General features: G+C 63.5%; 18 protein-coding genes. 3 read left to right on the top strand and 15 right to left on the bottom strand.

The window, feature by feature from the left end:
* Positions 1 to 32 precede the first annotated feature (32 nt).
* From NP80_RS06460 to NP80_RS06405, 12 genes are all read right to left on the bottom strand, one after another.
* Positions 33 to 926 (bottom strand): type 2 periplasmic-binding domain-containing protein, encoded by an 894-nt coding sequence (locus tag NP80_RS06460; RefSeq protein ID WP_006399688.1) that lies wholly within the window; start codon positions 924 to 926, stop codon positions 33 to 35.
* Positions 927 to 970: 44 nt separating this feature from the next.
* A complete protein-coding gene (locus NP80_RS06455) occupies positions 971 to 2,515 on the bottom strand; it encodes an acetolactate synthase large subunit (protein ID WP_006403945.1) in 1,545 nt (514 codons plus the stop codon).
* Positions 2,516 to 3,373: an HpcH/HpaI aldolase family protein gene (locus NP80_RS06450; RefSeq protein WP_006403946.1), complete on the bottom strand. Its 858-nt coding sequence runs from the start codon at positions 3,371 to 3,373 to the stop codon at positions 2,516 to 2,518.
* Positions 3,374 to 3,404: 31 nt separating this feature from the next.
* A complete protein-coding gene (locus tag NP80_RS06445) occupies positions 3,405 to 4,253 on the bottom strand; it encodes an amidohydrolase family protein (RefSeq protein ID WP_006403947.1) in 849 nt (282 codons plus the stop codon).
* A gap of 30 nt (positions 4,254 to 4,283) precedes the next feature.
* Positions 4,284 to 5,309 carry an amidohydrolase family protein gene (locus NP80_RS06440; protein ID WP_006403948.1) on the bottom strand — a complete coding sequence of 342 codons (1,026 nt, stop codon included), beginning with the start codon at positions 5,307 to 5,309 and terminating at the stop codon, positions 4,284 to 4,286.
* A 21-nt stretch (positions 5,310 to 5,330) separates the two neighbouring features.
* Entirely contained in the window at positions 5,331 to 6,302 is a 972-nt protein-coding gene (locus tag NP80_RS06435; protein WP_006409881.1) for an ABC transporter substrate-binding protein, read from the bottom strand.
* Between the two features lie 132 nt (positions 6,303 to 6,434).
* Positions 6,435 to 7,451, bottom strand: a complete 1,017-nt coding sequence (locus tag NP80_RS06430) for a LysR substrate-binding domain-containing protein (RefSeq protein ID WP_006403949.1) — start codon at positions 7,449 to 7,451, stop codon at positions 6,435 to 6,437.
* A gap of 28 nt (positions 7,452 to 7,479) precedes the next feature.
* Positions 7,480 to 8,100: a carboxymuconolactone decarboxylase family protein gene (locus tag NP80_RS06425; protein WP_223852651.1), complete on the bottom strand. Its 621-nt coding sequence runs from the start codon at positions 8,098 to 8,100 to the stop codon at positions 7,480 to 7,482.
* Entirely contained in the window at positions 8,048 to 10,027 is a 1,980-nt protein-coding gene (locus NP80_RS06420; protein ID WP_236698872.1) for a tripartite tricarboxylate transporter permease, read from the bottom strand. Before NP80_RS06420 ends, NP80_RS06425 begins: the two co-directional genes overlap by 53 nt.
* A gap of 75 nt (positions 10,028 to 10,102) precedes the next feature.
* Positions 10,103 to 10,957: an amidohydrolase family protein gene (locus NP80_RS06415; protein ID WP_006403952.1), complete on the bottom strand. Its 855-nt coding sequence runs from the start codon at positions 10,955 to 10,957 to the stop codon at positions 10,103 to 10,105.
* 30 nt (positions 10,958 to 10,987) lie between these two features.
* A complete protein-coding gene (locus NP80_RS06410) occupies positions 10,988 to 12,028 on the bottom strand; it encodes a Bug family tripartite tricarboxylate transporter substrate binding protein (RefSeq protein ID WP_006403953.1) in 1,041 nt (346 codons plus the stop codon).
* Between the two features lie 124 nt (positions 12,029 to 12,152).
* Complete coding sequence (locus tag NP80_RS06405) at positions 12,153 to 13,121, bottom strand: LysR substrate-binding domain-containing protein (RefSeq protein WP_006399677.1); 969 nt, start codon at positions 13,119 to 13,121, stop codon at positions 12,153 to 12,155.
* Between the two features lie 121 nt (positions 13,122 to 13,242).
* On the opposite strand from NP80_RS06405, the gene NP80_RS06400 reads away from it, so the two are divergent.
* Entirely contained in the window at positions 13,243 to 14,259 is a 1,017-nt protein-coding gene (locus NP80_RS06400; protein ID WP_006409883.1) for an ABC transporter substrate-binding protein, read from the top strand.
* 67 nt (positions 14,260 to 14,326) lie between these two features.
* On the opposite strand, the gene NP80_RS06395 is transcribed toward NP80_RS06400, so the two are convergent.
* From NP80_RS06395 to NP80_RS06385, 3 genes are all read right to left on the bottom strand, one after another.
* Complete coding sequence (locus NP80_RS06395; RefSeq protein WP_035946601.1) at positions 14,327 to 15,472, bottom strand: porin; 1,146 nt, start codon at positions 15,470 to 15,472, stop codon at positions 14,327 to 14,329.
* 212 nt (positions 15,473 to 15,684) lie between these two features.
* Positions 15,685 to 16,857, bottom strand: a complete 1,173-nt coding sequence (locus NP80_RS06390) for a lactonase family protein (protein WP_006403956.1) — start codon at positions 16,855 to 16,857, stop codon at positions 15,685 to 15,687.
* A 151-nt stretch (positions 16,858 to 17,008) separates the two neighbouring features.
* Positions 17,009 to 17,887, bottom strand: coding sequence for a helix-turn-helix domain-containing protein (locus tag NP80_RS06385; protein ID WP_226823151.1), 879 nt, complete (start codon positions 17,885 to 17,887; stop codon positions 17,009 to 17,011).
* A 166-nt stretch (positions 17,888 to 18,053) separates the two neighbouring features.
* Here NP80_RS06385 and NP80_RS06380 point away from each other — a divergent pair, with 166 nt between their 5' ends.
* Together NP80_RS06380 and NP80_RS06375 are read left to right on the top strand one after the other, a co-directional pair.
* Positions 18,054 to 19,271, top strand: a complete 1,218-nt coding sequence (locus NP80_RS06380) for a RodZ family helix-turn-helix domain-containing protein (protein ID WP_045593254.1) — start codon at positions 18,054 to 18,056, stop codon at positions 19,269 to 19,271.
* A 48-nt stretch (positions 19,272 to 19,319) separates the two neighbouring features.
* Complete coding sequence (locus NP80_RS06375; protein ID WP_226823153.1) at positions 19,320 to 20,357, top strand: porin; 1,038 nt, start codon at positions 19,320 to 19,322, stop codon at positions 20,355 to 20,357.
* Positions 20,358 to 20,620: the final 263 nt, after the last annotated feature.

The raw sequence follows: 20,620 nt of genomic DNA, 5'->3' as shown, positions 1-20,620 counted from the left end.
TTTGGTGTTCTATCGCGCTACGCTGCCTGCCATTACCCGAGATTCGCGGTCACGTCATCGAACAACTCGTCCACCGACAGGCGCCGCGGCAGAATCTTCTGGTCGAGCGCCCACTCGATCGCGAGTTCGATGCCTTTACGGTTCGCTTCCAGCCCGATCGGCGGGAACACCGCCGGCACGCCTTCGGCCAGCGAGCGGCTTTCCACGATCATCCGATAGATCTCGCGCACGATGTCGGGTCGCTCCTTCGATACACGCTCGTGTACCACGAACATGTGATTGATCGGCACCACCTGTTCGCGCGCGAACCAGTCCTTCGCGGCCCGCTGCGCATCCGGCACCAACGTGCGCACGCGCTCGTCCTTCGGCATATCCTCGCCGAGCAGCGCAGCAGCCAGTTCGCCGCGAAGCATCATCTCGGGAATCGACGAGCCCTTCGGCAGCCGCTGACAGTTCGGCGGATCGTTGTACTCGGCCAGATGCCCGTCGTTCAGCGTCATCCATGTGACCTTGTCCAGATCCACGCCGTACTCGTGGCGCAGGATGCCGCGGATCCACAGCGCGGTGGTCTGCGTGTACGTGCGCACGCCCACCTTCTTGCCCTCGATGTCCTTCGGGTCGAGATGGCCGAAGTCGATGTTGTAGCCCGCGCAGTGATGCTGGAAACGACCCGAGATCGGCGTCGGCAGCAGCACGTACGGCTTGCCGTACGCCTTCGCCTGCAGGAACGTGACGATCGCGAGCTCGCCCGCGTCGAATGCGCTCTCGCGCACCATCGCCTTGAAGCCGTTGTGCGCGGGCGTCGGTCCGCAGAAGTCGAGCGTCACGAGGTCGGACTTCACGCGACCGTCGCGCATCGCTTTTGTGACCGCATATTCGGACAGATTGGTGCGCAAGGTCGGCACCCCGGTCAGTGTCGTGGTCATTGCTCTCTCTCCATACTCGGTGGTCTTCATCCTTTTATCGTCGGCTATAACCGAACCTCGATCAGGCGTGGTCCAGGCTCGCGCGTCGCATCGACGAGCGCCTGATAGAAGGCCTGCGCCGTGTCCACGCCGACGCCGGGCACGCCCATGCTTTTCGCCATCGCGAGCCAGTCGATGCGCGGACGGTCGATGTCGATCATCGAGAGCGCGCGCTCGCCCGGCGTTCCTGCGCCCATGTTCGCGTACTCGGCCTTCAGGATCGCGTAGCTGTTGTTCGCGAAAATGATCGTCGTGACGTTCAGGTTCTCGCGCGCCTGCGTCCACAGCGACTGGATCGTGTACATTGCGCTGCCGTCGCCGACCATGCATATCACGCGCCGCTCCGGACAGGCCAGCGCTGCGCCGGTGGCCACCGGCGTCGCGTAGCCGATCGAGCCGCCCATGTTGTTGATCAGGTCGTGCGGCGCCGCGCCCATCGTGTGGCCCATCGTCTCGCGGCCGGTGGTCAGCGATTCGTCGACGACGATCGCGTTTTCCGGCAGTGCTGCCGAGAGCGCGTGTGCAATGCTCAGCGGCGTCAATGCGCCTTCGGGCACCGGTGTTTGCACGCGCGCCTGCAGCACCGGCCGGACGCTTCTCGCATTCAGCGCATCCAGCAGCATCTCGAATGCAAGTGCGCTGTCTTCGTCGGCTTCCACCAGCGTGTGCACGAGCGTGCCTTCGGCCTTCAACAAGCTCGGTTTGTCCGGGTATGCGAAGAACGCGACCGGCTCCTGGGTCTCGACCGTGACGATGTGCCTGAAATCCTTCAGGAACGCCTGTGCGAGCGGCACCGCATACGGGATTCGCTCGATCGGCACGCGCCCCGCCCCGCGCTCGATGCGCGCGGTGAAGAACTGCGAGCCGAGCCGCGCACCGGTTGCCGCTGCGACCTTGCCGGCACGTTCGAGCGCCGCACCGCGCGTCGCGCGATTGCCGAGAATGATCAACGTCGGCTCGCCCGAGCGCAGCACCTTCGCGACGTGCTCGATACGGGCCGGATTCGGCGCCTTGCGCGCCGCCACCGTGCGCGGCGGCGTAAGCGCGGCAGTTGCCTGATGCCACGACGTATCGCCTGGCAGGATCAACGTCGCGATCTTGCCGGGATGCTCCGAAGCCTTCGCAACGGCGGTCGCCGTATCCCACGCGATCGTGTCCGCCGAATCGGCGCGGCGTATCCAGTGGCTGAGCGGCCGCGCCAGTCCTTCGATATCCGAGGTGAGCGGCGGATTGTATTTGAGGTGCGAAGTCGAATGCTCGCCGATGATGTTGACCATCCCCGACGATGCCCGCTTCGCATTGTGGATGTTCGCGAGGCCGTTCGCGAGGCCGGGCCCCAGATGCAGCAGCGTCGACGCGGGCGTATCCTTCATCCGGTACCAGCCGTCGGCCGCGCCGGTCGCGACACCTTCGAACAGGCACAGCACGCTGCGCATTTTCGGGTTCTCGAGCGCCGCCAGAAAATGCATCTCCGACGTGCCCGGGTTTGCGAAGCAGATATCGACGCCTTGATCCACCAACGTCGCGACGAGACTTTGCGCGCCGTTCATTTAGTAGCCCGCCGCCTCACGCGCCATCCCGACCACGCCGTAGCTGCGCATCGGCGCGGACAGCAGCAGGCCGTATCCCTCCTCGAGCACGCGCTTGTGGTTCTTTGCCGAAACGTGCGGATGCGCGACTACGACGTCATGACGCTTGCACGTATCGACAATTCGGCGCATCGCATCGACCACGATCGGGTTGTCGTAGTCGCGCGGACAGCCGAGCTCCTGACTCAGATCGCCCTCGCCGATCATGATGAAGCCGATCCCCGGTACGTTCGTCAGGATGTCGTCGAGGTTCTCGATTGCCTCGGTGCTCTCGCACATCAGGCCCACGAGAATTTCTCCTTCCGGTGCAAGCGGCCATACGTCGGCCTTTTTGTAGTACTCGGCTATCGTCAGGCCCCAGTAGCGCGATGCATTCGCCGGGCCGTCGCCGCGCACGCCTTTCGGCTCGTACAGCGAGGCATTCTTCGGTCGCGCGTAGCGGCACGACGCGACCGCGTTGTAGGCCTGTTCGACGGTCGAGACGTGCGGCCAGATCACACCGTACACGCCGCGATCGAGCACCTGCTTGGCGAACGCCTGGTTCATCTCGGCACCGTTCGCCGGGATACGCGCGAGCGGCGTAACGCTCGGTGCAATCGAACCGGAGGACGCGATCGCCTTGCGGTTCAGCAGGTACTGCAGCGCATCGCCCAGCGCGGTGACGTCGTACGGATTGTGCTCCATCTCGAAGACGAGACCGTCGTACGGCGATTCGCTCATGTCGATCGCGGTCTGCCGGTCGAGTTTCGAAAACGCGGCAAACGCGGGCTTGCCCGATTCGAACGCGCGGATCAGGCCATTCAGGCGGGTTTGGCTCATTGGGTGTCTCCGTGGTGAATCATGTGCGTTCTTATGCCAACGCCGGATACAACTTCAGCGCGGTCTTGCCGAAAATCCACTCGCGATCCGTTTCGCTGAGACACTGCAGTCCGTCCTGAGCGGTCGCCAGGATTTCGGTGAGCGTGCCCGGCGAAGTCGGGAAGTTCGAACCCCACGCAAGGCGCGCAGCGCCGAACGCTTCGACCACGCGCGGAAAAAACGTCTCGGCGCTTGCCTTTTCCTTCTTCACATCGCCGAAAATGCGCGGCGTGAGCTTCAGGTAGACGTTCGGCAGATCCGCCATCGCGAACAGGCTCGCAGCATTCGCGTACGGCGGCCCGTCGAGGACGTCCGGCCGTGCGAGGTGGTCGAGGACGATGTTCACGCGCGGGAACTTCTGCGCCAGCATCCGAACCTGCGGCAGGCCGATCGGCCCGGTCTGGATGCACATCGGCAGCTTCAGCTCCGCGAGAATCTCCCACGCGCGAAACGACTTCGGATTCTCCAGCTCGCTCGGATCGAAGTCCTTCGTCGAGCCGCCGGTGAAGATGCGCAGCCCCGCCAGACCGCTGCCGACCCACTTTTCGATGACCGATGCAACGTCGTCGCCCAGCATGTCGACCGAGCCGACGGCAACGAGCCGATCCGGAAAGCGCGCACAACTGTCGACCACGTAGCTGTTGTCGAAGCCATACGTCGTCGACGAATGCACGACGGCCGCCTTCGCGACACCGGCTTCGTCCATGGCGCTGATCAACGCTTCAACGGTGTTCGGCCGTTCCTGCGACCATTCCGAGCGCTTGCCGAACAGCGGCGCCGGTGGGTAGCGCTTCTCGTCGTCCGAGATAATGTGCGGATGAATATCTACGATTGATGTCATGGCGTTTCTGTTCCTGTGCCTGCCGTTTGCCTACAGTCCGCGTGCCTTCAGCCGCGCATCGAGTCGCGGGTACACGCGCCGTGCGTTGCCTTCGTAGATCTTGAAGCGGTCCTCGTCGCTCAACGACGGGATTGCGTCGATGTAGCGCTTCGTGTCGTCGAAGAAATGCCCCGTGCACGGATCCTTGCCGCGCACGGCGCCGATCATCTCCGAGCCGAACAGCACGTTGTCCGATGGAATCACCTTCGTCAGCAACTCGACGCCCGGCTGGTGATACACGCACGAATCGAAGAACACGTTCTCCAGCAGCCCTTCGAGCGGCCGCTCGCGCATCTCCAGCGACATCCCGCGATAACGGCCCCAGTGGTACGGCACGGCACCGCCGCCGTGCGGGATCACCAGACGCAGCGTCGGGAAGTCCTTGAACAAGTCCGACTGCAGGATCTGCATGAACACCGAGGTATCGGCGTTCAGGTAATGCGCGCCGGTGCCGTGAAAGCACGGGTTGCACGAAGCGGCGACGTGAATCATCGCGGGCACGTCGAGGTCGACGAGCGCTTCGTAGACCGGATACCACGCGCGGTCCGTCATCGGCTTGCCGGTCCAGTAACCGCCGCTCGGGTCCGGATTCAGGTTGCAGCCGACGAAGCCGAGCTGCTCGACGCAGCGGCGCAGTTCCGGAACGACGTTCTTCGGCGGCGCGAGCGGCGACTGCGGCAGCTGGCACACGGGTACGAAATTGTCCGGAAAGAGCTCGCTCACACGGTAGACGAGATCGTTGGAAATCTCCGCCCATTCCAGGCTCGTGCGTTCGTTGCCGAGGTGATGGCTCATCAGGCCGGCGATCGGCGAGAACAGCGTGATGTCATAGCCGCGCTCCTTCTGCAGCTTCAGCTGTCCGTTGCCGATCGCTTCGCGGATCTGGTCGTCGCTGACGTATGCACCGTCGCGCGACGGTGCATTGGCCGGATCGTTCGCGGCCGCAACCTGCTTCGCGCGCCATTCGCGAAACGACGCGGGGACGGTCGTGAAGTGACCGTGGCAATCGATGATCATGGTGGTCGTCTCCGGGATGCGTTACGCCTGCGGGTCGACGAAGAGTTCGTCAATCGACATGCGCCGCGGCGTCAGGCCCTGCTTGAACGCCGTCGCTTCAAGCGCTTCGATGGTCTTGCGGTTCGCGTCGATGCCGAACGGCAACGGATCGTGCCCGACGATCTTTCGCAGCGCCAGGTACTTGGTGCTGTTCTTGTCGCTGAGCTCCCCCGCATCGAGTTTCGCGAGCCAGTCCTTCTTTGCCTTGTCGAATGCGGCGTATAGCGACTTCGCGACCCAAGGATGCTCGGCGAGCACCGAATCCTTCACGACGATCGTGCCGTGCATCGGATAAACGCCAGTGCGCGCGTAGTATTCCGCTTCGAGTTCTTCCGCATTCGGCACCAGATCCGGGTAATGGGCTTCGACCTCCTTCCAGCCACCGTTCGGATTGCCCGTGCGGCCAATGCCGGCGTTGCCGTGCAGGCCAGCGACCAGTTCGCCGTTCGCCATCATCTCCGCAAGCGAACTGCCGGCCGGCGCGTGGATCACGTTCGGCGGCAGCTTCAGTTGCGTGACATGTTCCTCGTCGTCGACCACCCACGTCACCTTCGACGGATCGAGACCGAATTCGTCCATGAACACCTGGCGCGTCCAGGCGCCCGTCGTGACCGAGTAGGCGCGCACGCCGACCTTCTTTCCTTCCAGATCCTTCGGCGTCCTGATGCCTGCGTCGGGGCGTACCAGCATGCCCGCGTGGTGGAAGCGTCGCACGACGAAAATCGGCAGCGCGACGAATGGCGCGCCGTACGCCCGGGCGATCACATAGGTCGTCGGCGCCAGTTCACACACGTCGAATTCGAGGTCGCGAACCATGCGGCGGAATGCGCCGATCTGCGGCTTCACCGTGATGAACTCCGCTTCCACGCCTTCGATCGGAATCGAACCGTCGCGGATCGCGGCGGTATGCGGATACTCGGCGATGGCGAGCTTCAGGTGTACTTTGCTGCTCAATTTAGTCTCCTTGAAACCAGGGCAATCGGATCGCAGAACCAGCGGCGTTGGTGTGGCTATTCGTGCGATCTCGTTGCAGTCAATGATGTTCGCCGGCCGGTTTTGCGTCTATTGAATTAAGCTGCGCGGGACTTAACGATCCGGTAAAGGCGGCGCGGCTACCGCGTTTGCGCGTCCCGCATTGCCGGGCGATGCGGCCCGCAACGTCGGCTGCTCACGCGCGCGAAGGCCCAGCGCGGCCTCCTCGAGACACGAAACCATCAACCTCGCGCTCGGCGTCAAGCCCCGGTTGCGGTTCCACAGCATGCCGGCCGGCCGAAGCAGCCGAGGCAGGCTCAGCGGCAGCGTATGGAGCGGCTGGACGGTGTCGCCGCCCGGCGTGCCGGCCATTACTGCGATGAAATCGGAAATCTGGAGTTGCGCGCGCATCACGTGGATCGACAGCGTTTCGATGTAGTTGTTGGTCAACGGCACATCGTGCGCTTCGAGCGCGCGTTCCAGCGGGTCGCGCAAAATCGAGCCTGGCGGCGGCAGGATCCACGGGTAGGGCCGCAAGTCGGCCCAATCGAGCGTCTTTCTTCGTGCAAGCGGATGTTGGCGGCCCGTCATCAGCACCACTGGCTCCTCGAGCAGTTCCTTCTCCTCGAAGCTGCCGAGCGTATCCGGCGCCGGCAGGCGGCCGACGACGAGGTCCAGGTGGCCCTGCCACAATTCGGGCAGCAGCGACGCGGTCGTGCCTTCCGTCACCATCGCGTTGGTGCCCGGCGAGCGCTGCTTGAGCAGTCTTAGCGCCTCCGGCAGCAGCACTGATGCAGAAGCCGGGAGCATGCCGATATGTACCTTCCCTTCAGTGCCCGAGCGCAGCGCTTTCAGTTCGTCGCGCGTCTGATGCAGGATCGCGAGCATTTCTCGCGCGTGACGAATCAGGCACTCGCCGTAAGGCGTCGGCGCGACGCCTTGGGCGGTACGCTGAAAAAGCGTAAGGCCGAGGCCGCGCTCCAGCTCCGCCAGCGATTTCGAAACCGCCGGCACCGTCACGTGCGTGACGTCGGCCACCTGGGTCAGATTGCGGTAGGTGTCGATCGTCACCAGCAGGCGCAGGTGCCGCGCCTTCAGATTGATCTGCAGGTACCAGTCGAGCGCTGACACGTCGTCTACCTCCGCGGCTTTTTGTCGTTCATGCTTTGGGCTCGAGCGCGTGAAATGTCATGCCGAGCGAAATCGACGTGAAATAGCCGATCGTGACCAGCAGTTCGGCGATCACCGCACGCCCGAGCCCCGTGTCGTAACGGGCGAAGCGAGCATCGTCGATCGCGGCGCCCGCGAGAAGGTCGTGCACGGCCTCGCTCACGAGCGCGAGCCGATCGTCGCCGAGTCCGGTTACATCGGTCCTGCGCCTGTCGAGAATCGCATCGACGAGCGCCTGCGGCACCCCTGCCTTCAGCGCATGCCGACGATGATTCGCGATCACATACGGCGCATTCCAGAACACCGCTGTCGAAAGAATCGCCACTTCCGTTTCCGCCTCGCTCAGCACAGGCGAGCGGTCGACGTGGGTGCCGATGATTTCCATGCCTTCGGCCAGACGCGGGTTGTGCAGCCAGATGTGGAACGGTGTGGGAATTCGCCCGCGCCCTTCACCGAGTCTCGCGATCACCTTCTTCTGATCGTCGCTCGCACGTTCCGGGTCGATACGTTCAAGTCGGTTGTCCGTCATGCGTCTATCCTTCGTGAAAATTGCGTCCTCAAAGGAGGCTGCTCGGCCATGGAATGTGAATGATCTTCTCGAAGACGCCATAGATCAGCGCCGTCACGCAGGCTGCAACGATCAGGCTGAGCCGCCACGGCTCGCGTCCCTCGATGCGCATGAACGCGACGATGATGACCGGCACGGTCGGAACGAGACCGATCACCGACATGCATAAAAGAAACAGCACGAACCAGCCGAGAAACTTCGCGGCACGCAGCAACTCGGTGCCGGGAGGCAGCTTGTCTGCGTGATCGCTAGGCACGTCCATGTGAATACCGCCCCCGACACCGGCGGCGCCGGCGTGAGCCGGTATCACGAATATCTTGTAAAGAAGACTCAACGTTCCCGCGATCACGAGAATGCTGGCGATGACCGTCGGCCCGATGCGGGCCATCAGCACCCAGCCTTGCGCACTGGCCACGACGTACGCACCGACGCCGATAAAAAACACGTACATCAGGTCTTCCGGTTTCGCGACGATCCTGGCGCCCGGGCGCAGCCGGGCGTGTGCGCCGCTGCGCAACGCAGTGAACAACGGCTTGAAGAACACGAGCGCCGCAAGCGTGAGCAAGACCATCACGACCGGATGCGTCAACCAGCTCGCTCCGTAGCGCACATAGGAGATGGACATATAGCGTTCCATCAGCACGCCCAGCACGAGACCGAGAATGACCGGCGGGCGCGCCCATCTGAGACGCTTCATCGTCCAGCCGAGCACACCCGCAATCAGCAGCACGAACAGGTCGCCCCAGCTGCGCGAACCCTGGAATGCGCCGACGTAGATGATCGGCATGATGATCGGCAGGATCAGCGTGTAGCGCAGCGTCGAAACCTTGGCGAATTGCCCGCTCAGCAGGAAGCACAGGCCCGCGCCGAAAATATTGGCCAGCGCGATCGACCAGACCATCGAATAGGTGAAGTCGAGATGTTTCGTCAACATGTCCGGCCCGGGGATGAACCCGTGCACCATCATCGCGCCGAGCAGAATCGCCTGTGCTGCACCGCCGGGCACGCCGAACGACAGCATCGGTACGAGGCTCCCGCCTTCGCGCGCGTTGTTGGCGGCCTCCGGCGCGATCACGCCGCGGACGTCGCCGGTGCTGAAGGTTTCGCGCGCGCCCTTCGACGTCTGCAATGCATGCCCGTACGCGATCCAGTCCGTCACCGCACCGGTAATGCCCGGCACCGCACCGAGGACCGCGCCAAGGCCCCCGCAGCGCACGATCAGAAACCAGTTGCGAAATCCGTCGACGACGCCCTGGCGCATACCGCTGCGCGAACTGAACTGCACGTTCTGCGCGATTGCCGTGCGCCGTATCGCCAGCTCGCACAGTTCGGGCAGCGCGAAGACGCCGAGAATGATCGGCACGAGCGGAATGCCATCCTGCAGATAAAGGATGTTGCCGGTCCAGCGCATCTGCCCCGTTGCGACGTTGGTCCCGATCATGCCCACGAGAATGCCGAAGCATGCGGCGACCACACCCCTCAGCGGGGCATTGCCCGACAGTGCAGAGACCATCGACACGCCGAAGATCGTCAGCGCAAGCATTTCGGGCGTGCCGATCGACAGCACGAACGGCCGCACCAGCGGCAGGGAGATCGCGAGAATCAGCGCACCGATGAGGCCGCCGAGCAAGGACGACGTGTAGCACGCGCTCAAGGCGCGTGCCGCTTCGCCGCGCTTTGTCATCGGCAGGCCGTCGAGCACGGTCGCCTGCGAAGCGGCATGGCCTGGCACGCCGAACAGCACGGCAGGGATCACGTCGGATGTCGTAATGACCGACGCCATGCCGAGCAGCATCGCAAAGGCCGCATACGGGTCCATCGTGTAGGTGAACGGCACCAGCAACGCGAAGCCGGTCAACCCGCCGATGCCCGGCAGCAGTCCGATCGACAGCCCGACCACCACCCCCAGCACGAGGAAGATCAGGCGATTGAATTGCAGGAGCGTCGTCAGCGCATGGCCTGCCGCCATCAGCGTTGCTTCGTTGAAAAATTCCATGCGTGATCCTGATGAGAGGGCGAACCGCTGGGTCCACCTGTGCCGGTTTCAGTCGGCAAGCGACGGGTAGAGAATCTTGGCCGTGCGGCCCCAGACCCATGCGCGTTGATCGTCGGTAAGACTCGCGAAGCACGCATGCCCCTGATCGATCAGCTTCTTCAAAGGCCCTGCCGATGCCGGATAGTTCGAACCGAATGCCAGGTGATCCGCGCCAAATATCTTCACGAGATGCGGGAAAAAGGCATCGGCGCCGCCGGGCGCTGCTTGTGCCAGATCGAAGGTACGCGGCGTGATCTTCATGTACACGTTGTCGTATTTCGCAAGGTCGAACAGACCAGCGCAGCGCGCATACGGCGGCCCCTCCTCGATATCGGGCCGCGCGCAGTGATCCAGCGCGATCCTGACTGCCGGAAAGCGCCGCGCGAGCTCGGCGACCATCGAGAGACCGTCCGGCGTGGTCTGCACCGCCATCGTCATGCCAAGCTCCGCGCAGCGCTCCCAGATCGGGAACGTCGCCGGGTCGACAAGCCAGCTGCCGTCGCTCTGGTGCGTCGCGCCGCCGGTGAAGAGACGGATGCCGCCCATGCCGTGCGCGAGCCAGTAGTCGAAGGTCTTCAATGCATCCGGCGCGAGCAGGTCGAACGAGTACACGCCGGTGAACCGCCTCGGGTCGCGTGCAACACTGTCGGCGACGTAGGCGTTGTTGTGGCCGTAGGTCGTCGACGAATGCACGATGGCGGCCTTGGCGACGCCCGCCTCGTCCATTTCGGCAACGAGTTGCTCGAACGTGATCGGACGCGTGGCCGACCATGTCGAGCGATGTCCGTGCTGCGGCGCGATCGGGTAGCGTGCGGTATCCGTCGAAATGATGTGCGGATGAATGTCGATAATTTCGGGGGTCATGGACTATCCAGCGTCGAGTTGATTAAGCGTTCAGGGCGAACTGAAGATGAGCTTGCGTGCCGCATCGATCTGCGCTCGTGGCGTCGCATAGAGCTTGCCGACAATCTGTTCCACCGCGTTCCCGTCGATCGGATCGGGCGGGAAGCCCGAGTTTTTCATCGCCGCGATGAACGCGGGATCGGCGATCGTTTTGGCGAACGCCTCGCGCAGCGCATTCAGGCGATCCGCGGGCACGCCCTTCGGCACCGCAATCGGGCGCCCGGCATCGAACGGCAGCAAAAACAGATTGAAGAGCGCCTTCACGTCGGGGTCGGTGATGTACGCGCTCAGGTTCGGCGCGTCGGCGAACGGCGCCGGGCTGGTCCAGCCAAGATGCAACAGCACCTTCATCTTGCCGCTGGCGAGCATGCGCACCGGCTCGCCTTGCTGCAGCCCGTCGATCGTGGACGCCCAGCCGTCCACTTCGCCCCGCTGCATCGCCAGATAGACTTCGCCGCGTCCCGTGTATCCCGGCACGATGCTCATCTTTGCGCCCAGATACTCGTCGAGCAGCGCGGGCAGCGTGCGGTCTTCGTTTGCGAAGCCCGTGGCGCCGATGTACATCTTTTTCTTCGTGAGGTCGGCTGCGCTCGTCACGCCGGAGCGCGTCATGGACACGATGCAGTAGTCGACCTTGTTCAGGCTGCCGAGCCAGCGCACCTCGCGCGGGTCGAAGCGGTTCTGGCGCGGATCGAGCAACGGGATGTAGAGATTATTGCGCTGCAGAAAACCGATAACCGTGCCGTCGTCCGGCTGCCTCGACTGCAGCGATGCCGCCGCCACCATGCCGCCCGCGCCCACGACGTTCATGACCACGGCATGCGGCTTGCCGGGCAGGTAGTTCACAAAGAAGCGCGCGAACTGACGCGCGATGATGTCGGTGGGGGTTCCCGCGTCCGCGCTGACGACGAGCGTCACCGTCTTGCCATGATAGAAGCGCTCGACCGACTGACCGTAAGCCTGCGTGGCGAGCGCCATGGCGGCCATGCCGATCAATGCCGCGCAAGCGCGAATGGCGCTCCAGTACTTCATGGTCGTCGTGTCTCCAATTAATGACTGCTCACCCGGATTCTGGCCAGCGTGCGAACGGTCATCAATTGAGAAAAATGGCGGCGGGCTTGAGCAAACGGTTAAGCGCCCGCGGCGGCCCCCGCGATCATGCAGACTTGAGCGATCGGCGCGCCCGCTGGCTGCGTGCCGCAACGCGCGGTGCGGCCTCTTCGAGACATGCCACCACGAGTTGTGCGCTCGGCGTGAGACCGCGGCTGCGATTCCACAGCACGCCGGACGGGCGCAGCAGCCTCGGCAGGCTCAACGGCAGCGTGTGCAGCGGCTGTGCGGAATCGTTGGCGGGCGTATCGGCCATCACGGCGATGCAGTCGGAGACCTGAAGATGCGCGCGCACCACATGGATCGACAGCGTTTCGATGTAGTTGTTCGCGAGCGCCACCCCATGCGCCTCGAGCACGCGCTCGAGCGGATCACGCAGGATCGAGCCGGGTGGCGGAAGAATCCACGGGTACGGTTCGAGGTCCGACCATTTCACGCTCTTTCTGCGCGCGAGCGGATGGTGACAGCCGGTGACGAGCGTCACCGGGTCTTCGAGCAGTTCCTTTTCCACGAAACTGCTGAGCGTATCCGGCGGCGGCAGACGACCCACGACCAGGTCCAGATGGCCTTGCCACAGCTCGGGAAGCAGCCATGACGTCGTCCCCTCCATCACGGCCACGTTGGTGCCCGGCGAGCGTTGCTTCAACAGGCTGAGCGCCTCCGGCAGCAGCACGGAAGCCGACGCCGGCAACATGCCGATGCGCACCTTCCCTTCGGTTCCGGAACTCAGCGCCTTCAGTTCGTCGCGCGTTTGATGGAGGATGGCGACCAGTTCGCGCGCGCGTCGCACCAGGCACTCGCCGTATGGCGTCGGCACGAGACCGTGAGCCGTGCGAGAGAACAGCGTGAGCCCCAGCCCGCGCTCCAGTTCGGCCAGCGACTTCGACACCGCCGGTACCGTCACATGCGTGACTTCTGCTACCTGCGTCAGGTTTCGGTAGGTATCGATCGCCACGACGAGATGCATGTGCCGCGCTTTCAGGTTGACCTGAAGGTACCAGTCGAGCTCTGACACGTTCTCTCCCCCGTTGTGTAGCCTTCACCAGCCGGTTAAGTCAACGGCCATTTTACTCAATTGCCTCCGTGGTCAGCTTTCTGCCACATTACGGTCCGCACCACTCATAGCGGACCGACCGATGACCCAGCCTTTCGCCCGACGACGCTTCCTGCGCAACGCGGGTCTCGTCGGCCTCAGCGTCGCTGCCAGCAGGATAGCCGCACCCTTGCGCGCACGGGCCGCCGACACGCGGATCCGCATCGTCAGCAACCCTGGCCTCGAAAACGCAACCCTTAACGCGTTGATCGATGAAATGGGCTACTTCCGGCGATTCGGCGTGAACGCGTCGATCATGCAGGTACCCGGCGTCGCCGGCCCGTTCAATGCAATTGAAGCCGGTACGGCGGACCTCTGCATGGTCTCGGGCTACGACGGCGTGCTGTCGCGCATCGAACGAGGCGCACCTGTGAAGATCGTCGGAGCGGGAATGCGCAAATGCGCGCTGACGGTATACGCGCGGCCCGGCGAGGTCGAAAGCCTGGCCGGATTGAAGGGCAAAACGGTCGCGGTCGGGCCGGCGCTCGGCCTGCTGCACACGCTGATGCTGCAATTGCTGAAGGAAAAAGGCATCGATGCTTCGCAGGTCCGCTTCGTCGACAAGGGCAGCAACGACCAATGCTATGCGGCGGTCGTGAACGGTGAAGCCGACGCGTGCTGTGCAAGCATTTCGCACCGCAACGACGGCAACGGGCTCACGGCGATTCGGGAAGCCAATCTGTGGGAAGCGCTGCCTCGCTGCATTTTTCAGACGGCTTATGCATCGAATGCCGCCCTGCGCGACAAGCACGAAGCCATGGTGGCGGTCATGGCCGCGTACGGCGCACTCTACGAATTTCTGATGTCCCCTGCGTCGCACGACGCGTTCTTCGACGCACGAAAACGCGCGCAGAAACGATTCGACGGCGCATCGGCACAGGCGATCTGGGATTTCAACCAGACAGACCGACCGTACTCGCGAGACTTGACGCTTACGCCCGACGACATCGGCTATCTGCAGGACATGTTCGTCGGCGTGGGGATCCTCCGGCACAAGCAGCCGTTCGCGGATGTAGCCGACATGTCGGCCGCTGCCGCTGCGGCCAAACTTCCGGTTTGAACAACCGACAACAGGGAACCGCCCGGCGCTGCGCGTTCGGGGCGGTTCACGTTACGCGGCGTTCACGTCAGAACGTATGCCGGATACCGGTGATGACCGACAGCTGCGAACTGCCCGCGGGCGGCGTCGGCACGGCCGTAATGGTCGTCGCCGCGAGCGCGAGATTGCCGTAGTTGTGAATGCGTTCGGCCGTCACATAAACGAGCGTGCGCTTCGACAGCAGGTATTCGCCGCGCAACACCAACACCAGCGCCTTGTTGCGCGAGTGATCGTATTTCAGCTGCGCGACCATGCCGTCCACATGCAGGAAAGGCGTCACCGGCACCGTGCCCGTCACCCAGAGCAAGTTGCTCTTTGGCGTGGCGAGGCCCTCGTCGTCGCGCCTGATCCAGCCCACGCCAACCTTGGCCTTGGAGAGCTTGAAGTAGCCTCCCAGGGAGAAACGGCTATCCGTGAGCTTCGGCGACGTGAGCCCGCCGAAAGTCCCGGACGTGCCGCCATAATTCCGCTCGTACGAAGTCGCCAGCCCCCAGAACCCTCCATCGTATTTGGCCATCACGGAGTATTCGCGGCATTCGTTCGACGGTGTCGTTTGTCCGGGGCAATTGGCAGCGGCGGCCGTGGCGGGATTGCCGTTCACCGCATCGCGACCGAAGCTGTAGTTCACGCCCGTTTCGAACGGGCCGTAAAAAAAGCGGTAGCTGATCGAGTTGTCCGCCCGGGCGTTTGCGATTCCGTTATCGAGCGTGGTCAAGCCTTGAGCGCCCGTGCCGAACGGATTGATGAAGGAAATCGCATAAAAGCGCATCGTGTACTGACGGCCGAACGTGATGCGACCGAATCTTCCGTCGAGGCCCACGTACGATTGCCGCCCGAACAGCCGTCCGCCCTGCCTCGAGCTTCCGTTGCTCGGCATGAAGCCGCCCTGCAAATCGAAAATGGCCTTGGTACCGCCGCCCAGATCTTCCGTGCCGCGAATGCCGAAGTAGGACGTCGCAGTGCCGTCGCCCATGCGGAAAACGTGGGTAGTGCCGTTTTTGCCTTGCGCCACGTTGTTGACGTACTCGAGGCCCTGGTCGATCAGTCCGTACATCGTCACCGCACTGGTCCCGGCGAATCGGCTGTCGGCCGCGGCTTCGTCTCCGGCATGCGCCAGCGTGGGCGCAATACAGGTCAACGCCGCGCACGCGAAAGTTGCGGTCCTGTGTCCCATGATTATTGCTGTCTCCTGAAGGGTCGGGGAACCCGTTTTTTGTTTGTAACGCGATGAAAGTTTTGCCCATGCGCCACGGCGACGCCATTGAGAAATGCGGCGTCCCGGTGGAGCAATTGGTTAACGCGTTAGCAGCCGGGCTCTTTGCCCGTTTTTTTCCCCTGTACGGAGACTGACCTGCGCTCGGAGCGTGCCTGGACGTTGTTACGGACTCATCTGACGAACGCGACGCTGACTGCCGTCGGCACCTCCGCTGTCGCACCGGTCGCGGCGAGTTTGCCGGAAGCCGGATCGACGCTGAACACGGCAACGTTTCCGCTGTGCTGATTCGCGACGAACAACCAGCGGCCCGACGGATCGAGCGTCATGCCCCAAGGCCGCGCGCCGCCGCTCGCAATACGCTGCAGCTCGCTGAGCTCGCCGGAGTCGCGATCGACGCGGTAGACGACGAGCGTGTCCTCTGCCCTGTCCTGTGCGTAGACGAAGCGTCCGTCGCCGCTGATCACGACCTCTGCTCCGCTCTTCGTGCCGCCGAATGAAGCGCTGCCGAGCGGCACCGTCTGCACCGCCGCGAGGCGTCCTTGCGCGGCCTCCCAGCGCAGCACGAAAATTTCGCCGCTCAGTTCGGTGATCAGATACGCGAACCGACCGTCGGGGCCGAATACGAGATGACGCGGCCCGCTGCCGGCCGGCGCCGAGAACGTACGCGGCGGGTCGGCATCGTCCGGCAGCAGTGCGCGCGTCGCCGCATCGAACCCGTACACGAACACGCGGTCCGCACCGAGATCGGGGACGAGCACGTATCGGCCGGACGGATCCACGACTGCATTGTGTGCATGCGCGCTGGCCTGCCGGCGCACATTCGGACCGGAGCCCACGTCGCGCACGGTCGACGCGCGCGCGCCAAGACTGCCATCCGGTTCGAGCGTGATGCTCGACACGGTGCCGCTGTCGTAGCTCGCGGCCAGCAACGTCCGCGACCGCATGTCGAGCGAAAGATGGGTCGTCCCGCGCCCTGCCGAATCGACGCGGTTCAGTTCGGTCAACGCCCCTGTTTCCCGGTCCGCGGCGTACGCGGTAACGCTTCCTTCCCGCGACTTGTCGTCGTCGACCGCGTAGATCACCGGTCTTCGCGGGTCGCTCTCCACCCAGGTTGCGTTGATCCCTTTCGCGACCGGGCCGATCGCGGCCAGTGAACCCGTCGACGGGTCGAAGCGCAGCGCGTAAATCCGGGCCTGTTGGGTTCCCACATAAACCAGTTGCGTGCGGCCGCCCGGCGACGCAGCGTGCGCGTACGAGCCGATCGCGAACGCGCCGGCGAACAGCAACGATACCGCCGTCACCGCACGCCCCGTCCAGCGGACCGCAAGAATTCGTCGAATCATCTTTTTCGAGCTCCTCCATCCGGCCGGCAGCCGACCGCGATTCGGTCCGCCAGCACGATGGTTGCAGCCTATCCGCGATGCGCGCGGCCGTCCCGGTACAAAGCGTGGATTCGCCTGGACTTTCGGCATCCGGCTGCCGGCCGCCCGCGACTTATTGCGGCAATGTGCCTTCCGCCTGCTGGCGGGCGCTCACACGAAACTGGCTCGGCGTTTGCCCCACTTCGCGGCGAAAGAAGCGCGTGAAGTACGCGGCATCGGCAAAGCCGAGATCGAACGCGATCTGTTCGACCGACATGTCGCCGAAAATCAGTTTGCGCTTCGCTTCGGTCACGATGCGCGCGCGAATCATCTTCGTCGGGCTTTGCGCGACCGCCGACGCGCATGCGGCGCGCAGCTGGACCGGCGAGATCGCCATCATCGATGCATAGTCCTGCAGCGAGAGGTTCGATTGATAGTGCTGATCGATCAGCTTGCGAAAACGGTCGACAACGCGAAAGTCGTTGCGCGTTTCACCGTCGGCGACCCGCTGATCGAGCTGCGCTTCCCTGACGAGCAACAGCAGCAGCATCGTCAGCAGCGCGCGCGTGCCGGCGATGTGTCCTACCGCATGCGATTCGGCTTCCCGCTTCAGATCGCCGATCAACCGATACAACTCGATGCCGGTTTGCGTAGAACCGGCGAGCGGAATCAGACGGGGCGCCGACCACAGCGTGCAGAATTCGCGCAGCTCCGCGTTGATCTGGCGGAGATACGCGTCGTCGATCGTGACTACCCAGCGGTCCACGTCCACTTCATAGTCCAGACCGTGCACGCACTCCGTCGGCAGCAGCAGCGCGCACGGCCCTTCGAATGGCACGCTGCTTCCTTCCAGGTTCATCACGCCGCGCCCGCGCAACACGAAAATCACCTGTCCATACGCCGGGTGCGCATGCGGCTCGGTGCGCCAGCGGCCGCGCTCGGTCACGTGGCCGACGTGCACGAACCAGTTCTCGTCCTCGGGGCGTTCCACATAGAGCCGGACCCTCGGCACCGTGGTCTGCCTTGCGCTACTGCTGTGCTTTTGATGCTGATCTTTCATCGCGCGACTTCGAACGTTCGACCAGAAAACGGCCAATCGTTTCACACATTCCGCGCATGTGCGACCTGATATTTACCCGGACGCGGATACCGGAGAAAAGTGCCAGCGAATCTAACTTTTGTGTAAAGGCATTCAAACCGGCATCGCATACATTGCGGTCCACGGCGACCATCCTGCGCGTCGACATCGTCGAGCGCCGTCACCGTGTTACGAAAAATTCAGAGTCGTGAATCGACCGCTTCCTGCATATCAACGAAATGTGGAAGGAGACATGAAAAAATCCACCGCTATCCGCGCGCGGCTGCTCGGCATCGCCGTGCTCGGCGGTATCGCCGGTCCGGCGCATGCAGCCGAAACACTACCGGGCCTCGACGCAGCGAGCGACGCCGCACGACTTGCGCAGGCCGAAAGACCAGCGCCAGCCGACCCAGCGGCACAGTCCGCGACGCCCGTCACGCTGTCGCAGGCGAGCACGCTGACTGCACCGCTGTCGCCGCCCGCGCAGGTCAGTGCGCCGACCTCATGGAACGATACGTATATCGGTTACCGCGTCGGCACCAATTTCTACTACCCGGGCGTGCGAACGGCGACAGGCGCACCGGCGAAGGTCACGCAGAACATCGGCTTCCTCACGACGACCGGTGGATTCCGGTACGGCAGTTATGCGTTCAACGTCGACTACCTCGTGTCGAACATGGCCAACCCAGAGGCGGGCCCGACGAATCAGTACGGCTACCCGACGCCCGGGTCCGGCGGTGCGCAGGAAGTCTATAGCGTCGGCCGCGTGTCGCTCAGTGCCAGCAGGATTTTCAACCGGCAGTTTTCGTACGGATTCGTCCGCGACGTCGGAGTGACGCTCGGCTACGAGTTCGGTACGAAGAACGACGCCTACGCGGAACGGGCCCGGATGTTCGTGGCCGGCGCGACCATCGAATTCGCGATTCCGCGCGGCTTCTGGAATATGACGCTTGGCGTGCGCACCGAGAGCAACCACGACGGCATTACGAACGTCGACGTTCACTTCAACCCGGCCGTGCACTTCGAGAGTTCGTGGCTTTATCCGTTCCGTCTCGGCCCGGTCCCGCTGGTGTTCAAAGGCTTCGCGAGCGTGACGGGGCCGAAGGGGAAAGATGGCTTCGGCGTGCGCACGACCACCGAGTTTCTCACGCGCGCTTATCTCATGGCGGACGTCGGATCGTTCGTCGGCCATCCGCGCACGATCTATGCGGGCATCGGCTACGAGTACTGGCACAACATGTACGGCACGCCGGCTTCGGAACAACCGGGGACCACGCAGACATCGGTGCCGATGTTCGTCGCGGAACTTCATTTCTGATTCGCGTGCAACCGCGTGCAGACGCGGTTATCCGCCTCGATGAACAACATGGAACGCACGATGCGCAAACCTCTTGTCGCTTTAGCCGGCGCGATGTCGGCTGCACTGATGCAGCCTGTCCTTGCCCAGTCGTCAGTGACGCTCTATGGCGTCATCGATGACGCGATCGAATACCAGAACGGCGGCAACGGCGCCGTCGCACGGATGACCTCCGGCGGCCTGTTCGCGAGCCGGTACGGGTTCAAAGGCAGCGAAGACATCGGTGGCGGCTTGCATGTGAACTTTCAGCTCGAGCAGGGATTTTCCGGCGTGTCAGGCGCCGCCGCGAACGGAACCGCGGCTTTCAATCGCCAGGCATGGATCGGACTATCCGGCGGATTCGGCGAACTACGCTTCGGCTTGCAAAACACGCCGCAATACATCTTCCTGAATCCGGAGCTCGATCCCGTTGCGGTGATGAGCATGGGCTCGCCGATGCTCAATTTCAACAGCCTGACGATTCGCGTCAGCAACGCGATCGCGTATTTCACGCCGAACTTTCACGGGCTGACCGCGCAGTTCATGGTGGCGATGCGTGATTCGGCGACGAAGCCGACCAACGGTATCCAGTTCTATAACGCGGCTGCGCGCTATGAGAATGGTCCGTTTCGCATTGCCGCCGGATACGAGCAGGCGCAGAACGCGTCAGGAACATCGACGCTGAAGGTGTTCAACGCCGGTGTGTCGTACGGCATCGGCAACGCCCGGCTTTTCGGCGCATACCACACCGAGAAGCAGACGGACAACAGCGTGAAGCGCGACTCGTACGAAGCCTCGGGCTCCTGGCTGTTCGGCCCGGCCGATCAGCTCGTGCTGATGTACGGTTACGTTCATGACCGCACGGGCAACGGCAACAATGCCCAGCAAGTCGGCATGACTTACGAGCATTACCTGTCGAAGCGGACCACGCTGTATGTGTCGGCCGCATTCATCGACAATCGCAACAAGGCCGCGTTCGCGCTGAACGGCACTGCCTATGCAGGCGTGACGGTTGCGCCGGGATCGAATGCACGCGGTGCGATTTTCGGAGTCGTGCACAAGTTCTGAAGCGCTGCCACGTCGCCTGCCGACGATTGCCGGCCGCGTTCTACGTCGATGCCCCGGATCGCGCCGGACACCGAATCGCCGATTGCGACGTTGCTTTCGCCGGGCAGCCCCGGACGCCGCTGCCTGCATCGGCAATTGCGTCCTTGTTACGACAGCGTGACGCGCTTCTCCGACATGACCTTGCGAGCGTAGACCTCATCAAGGTCTTTGCCGCTGGCCGCTCCGTTGGGCACGTCGGGCGGACCGGACCGCCGACCGCCAGA

The organism is Burkholderia multivorans ATCC BAA-247, assembly GCF_000959525.1.
Lineage (GTDB): Bacteria > Pseudomonadota > Gammaproteobacteria > Burkholderiales > Burkholderiaceae > Burkholderia > Burkholderia multivorans.
Note: the sequence above shows the minus strand (reverse complement) of the source record. Positions and strands in the feature narration are given on the sequence as shown.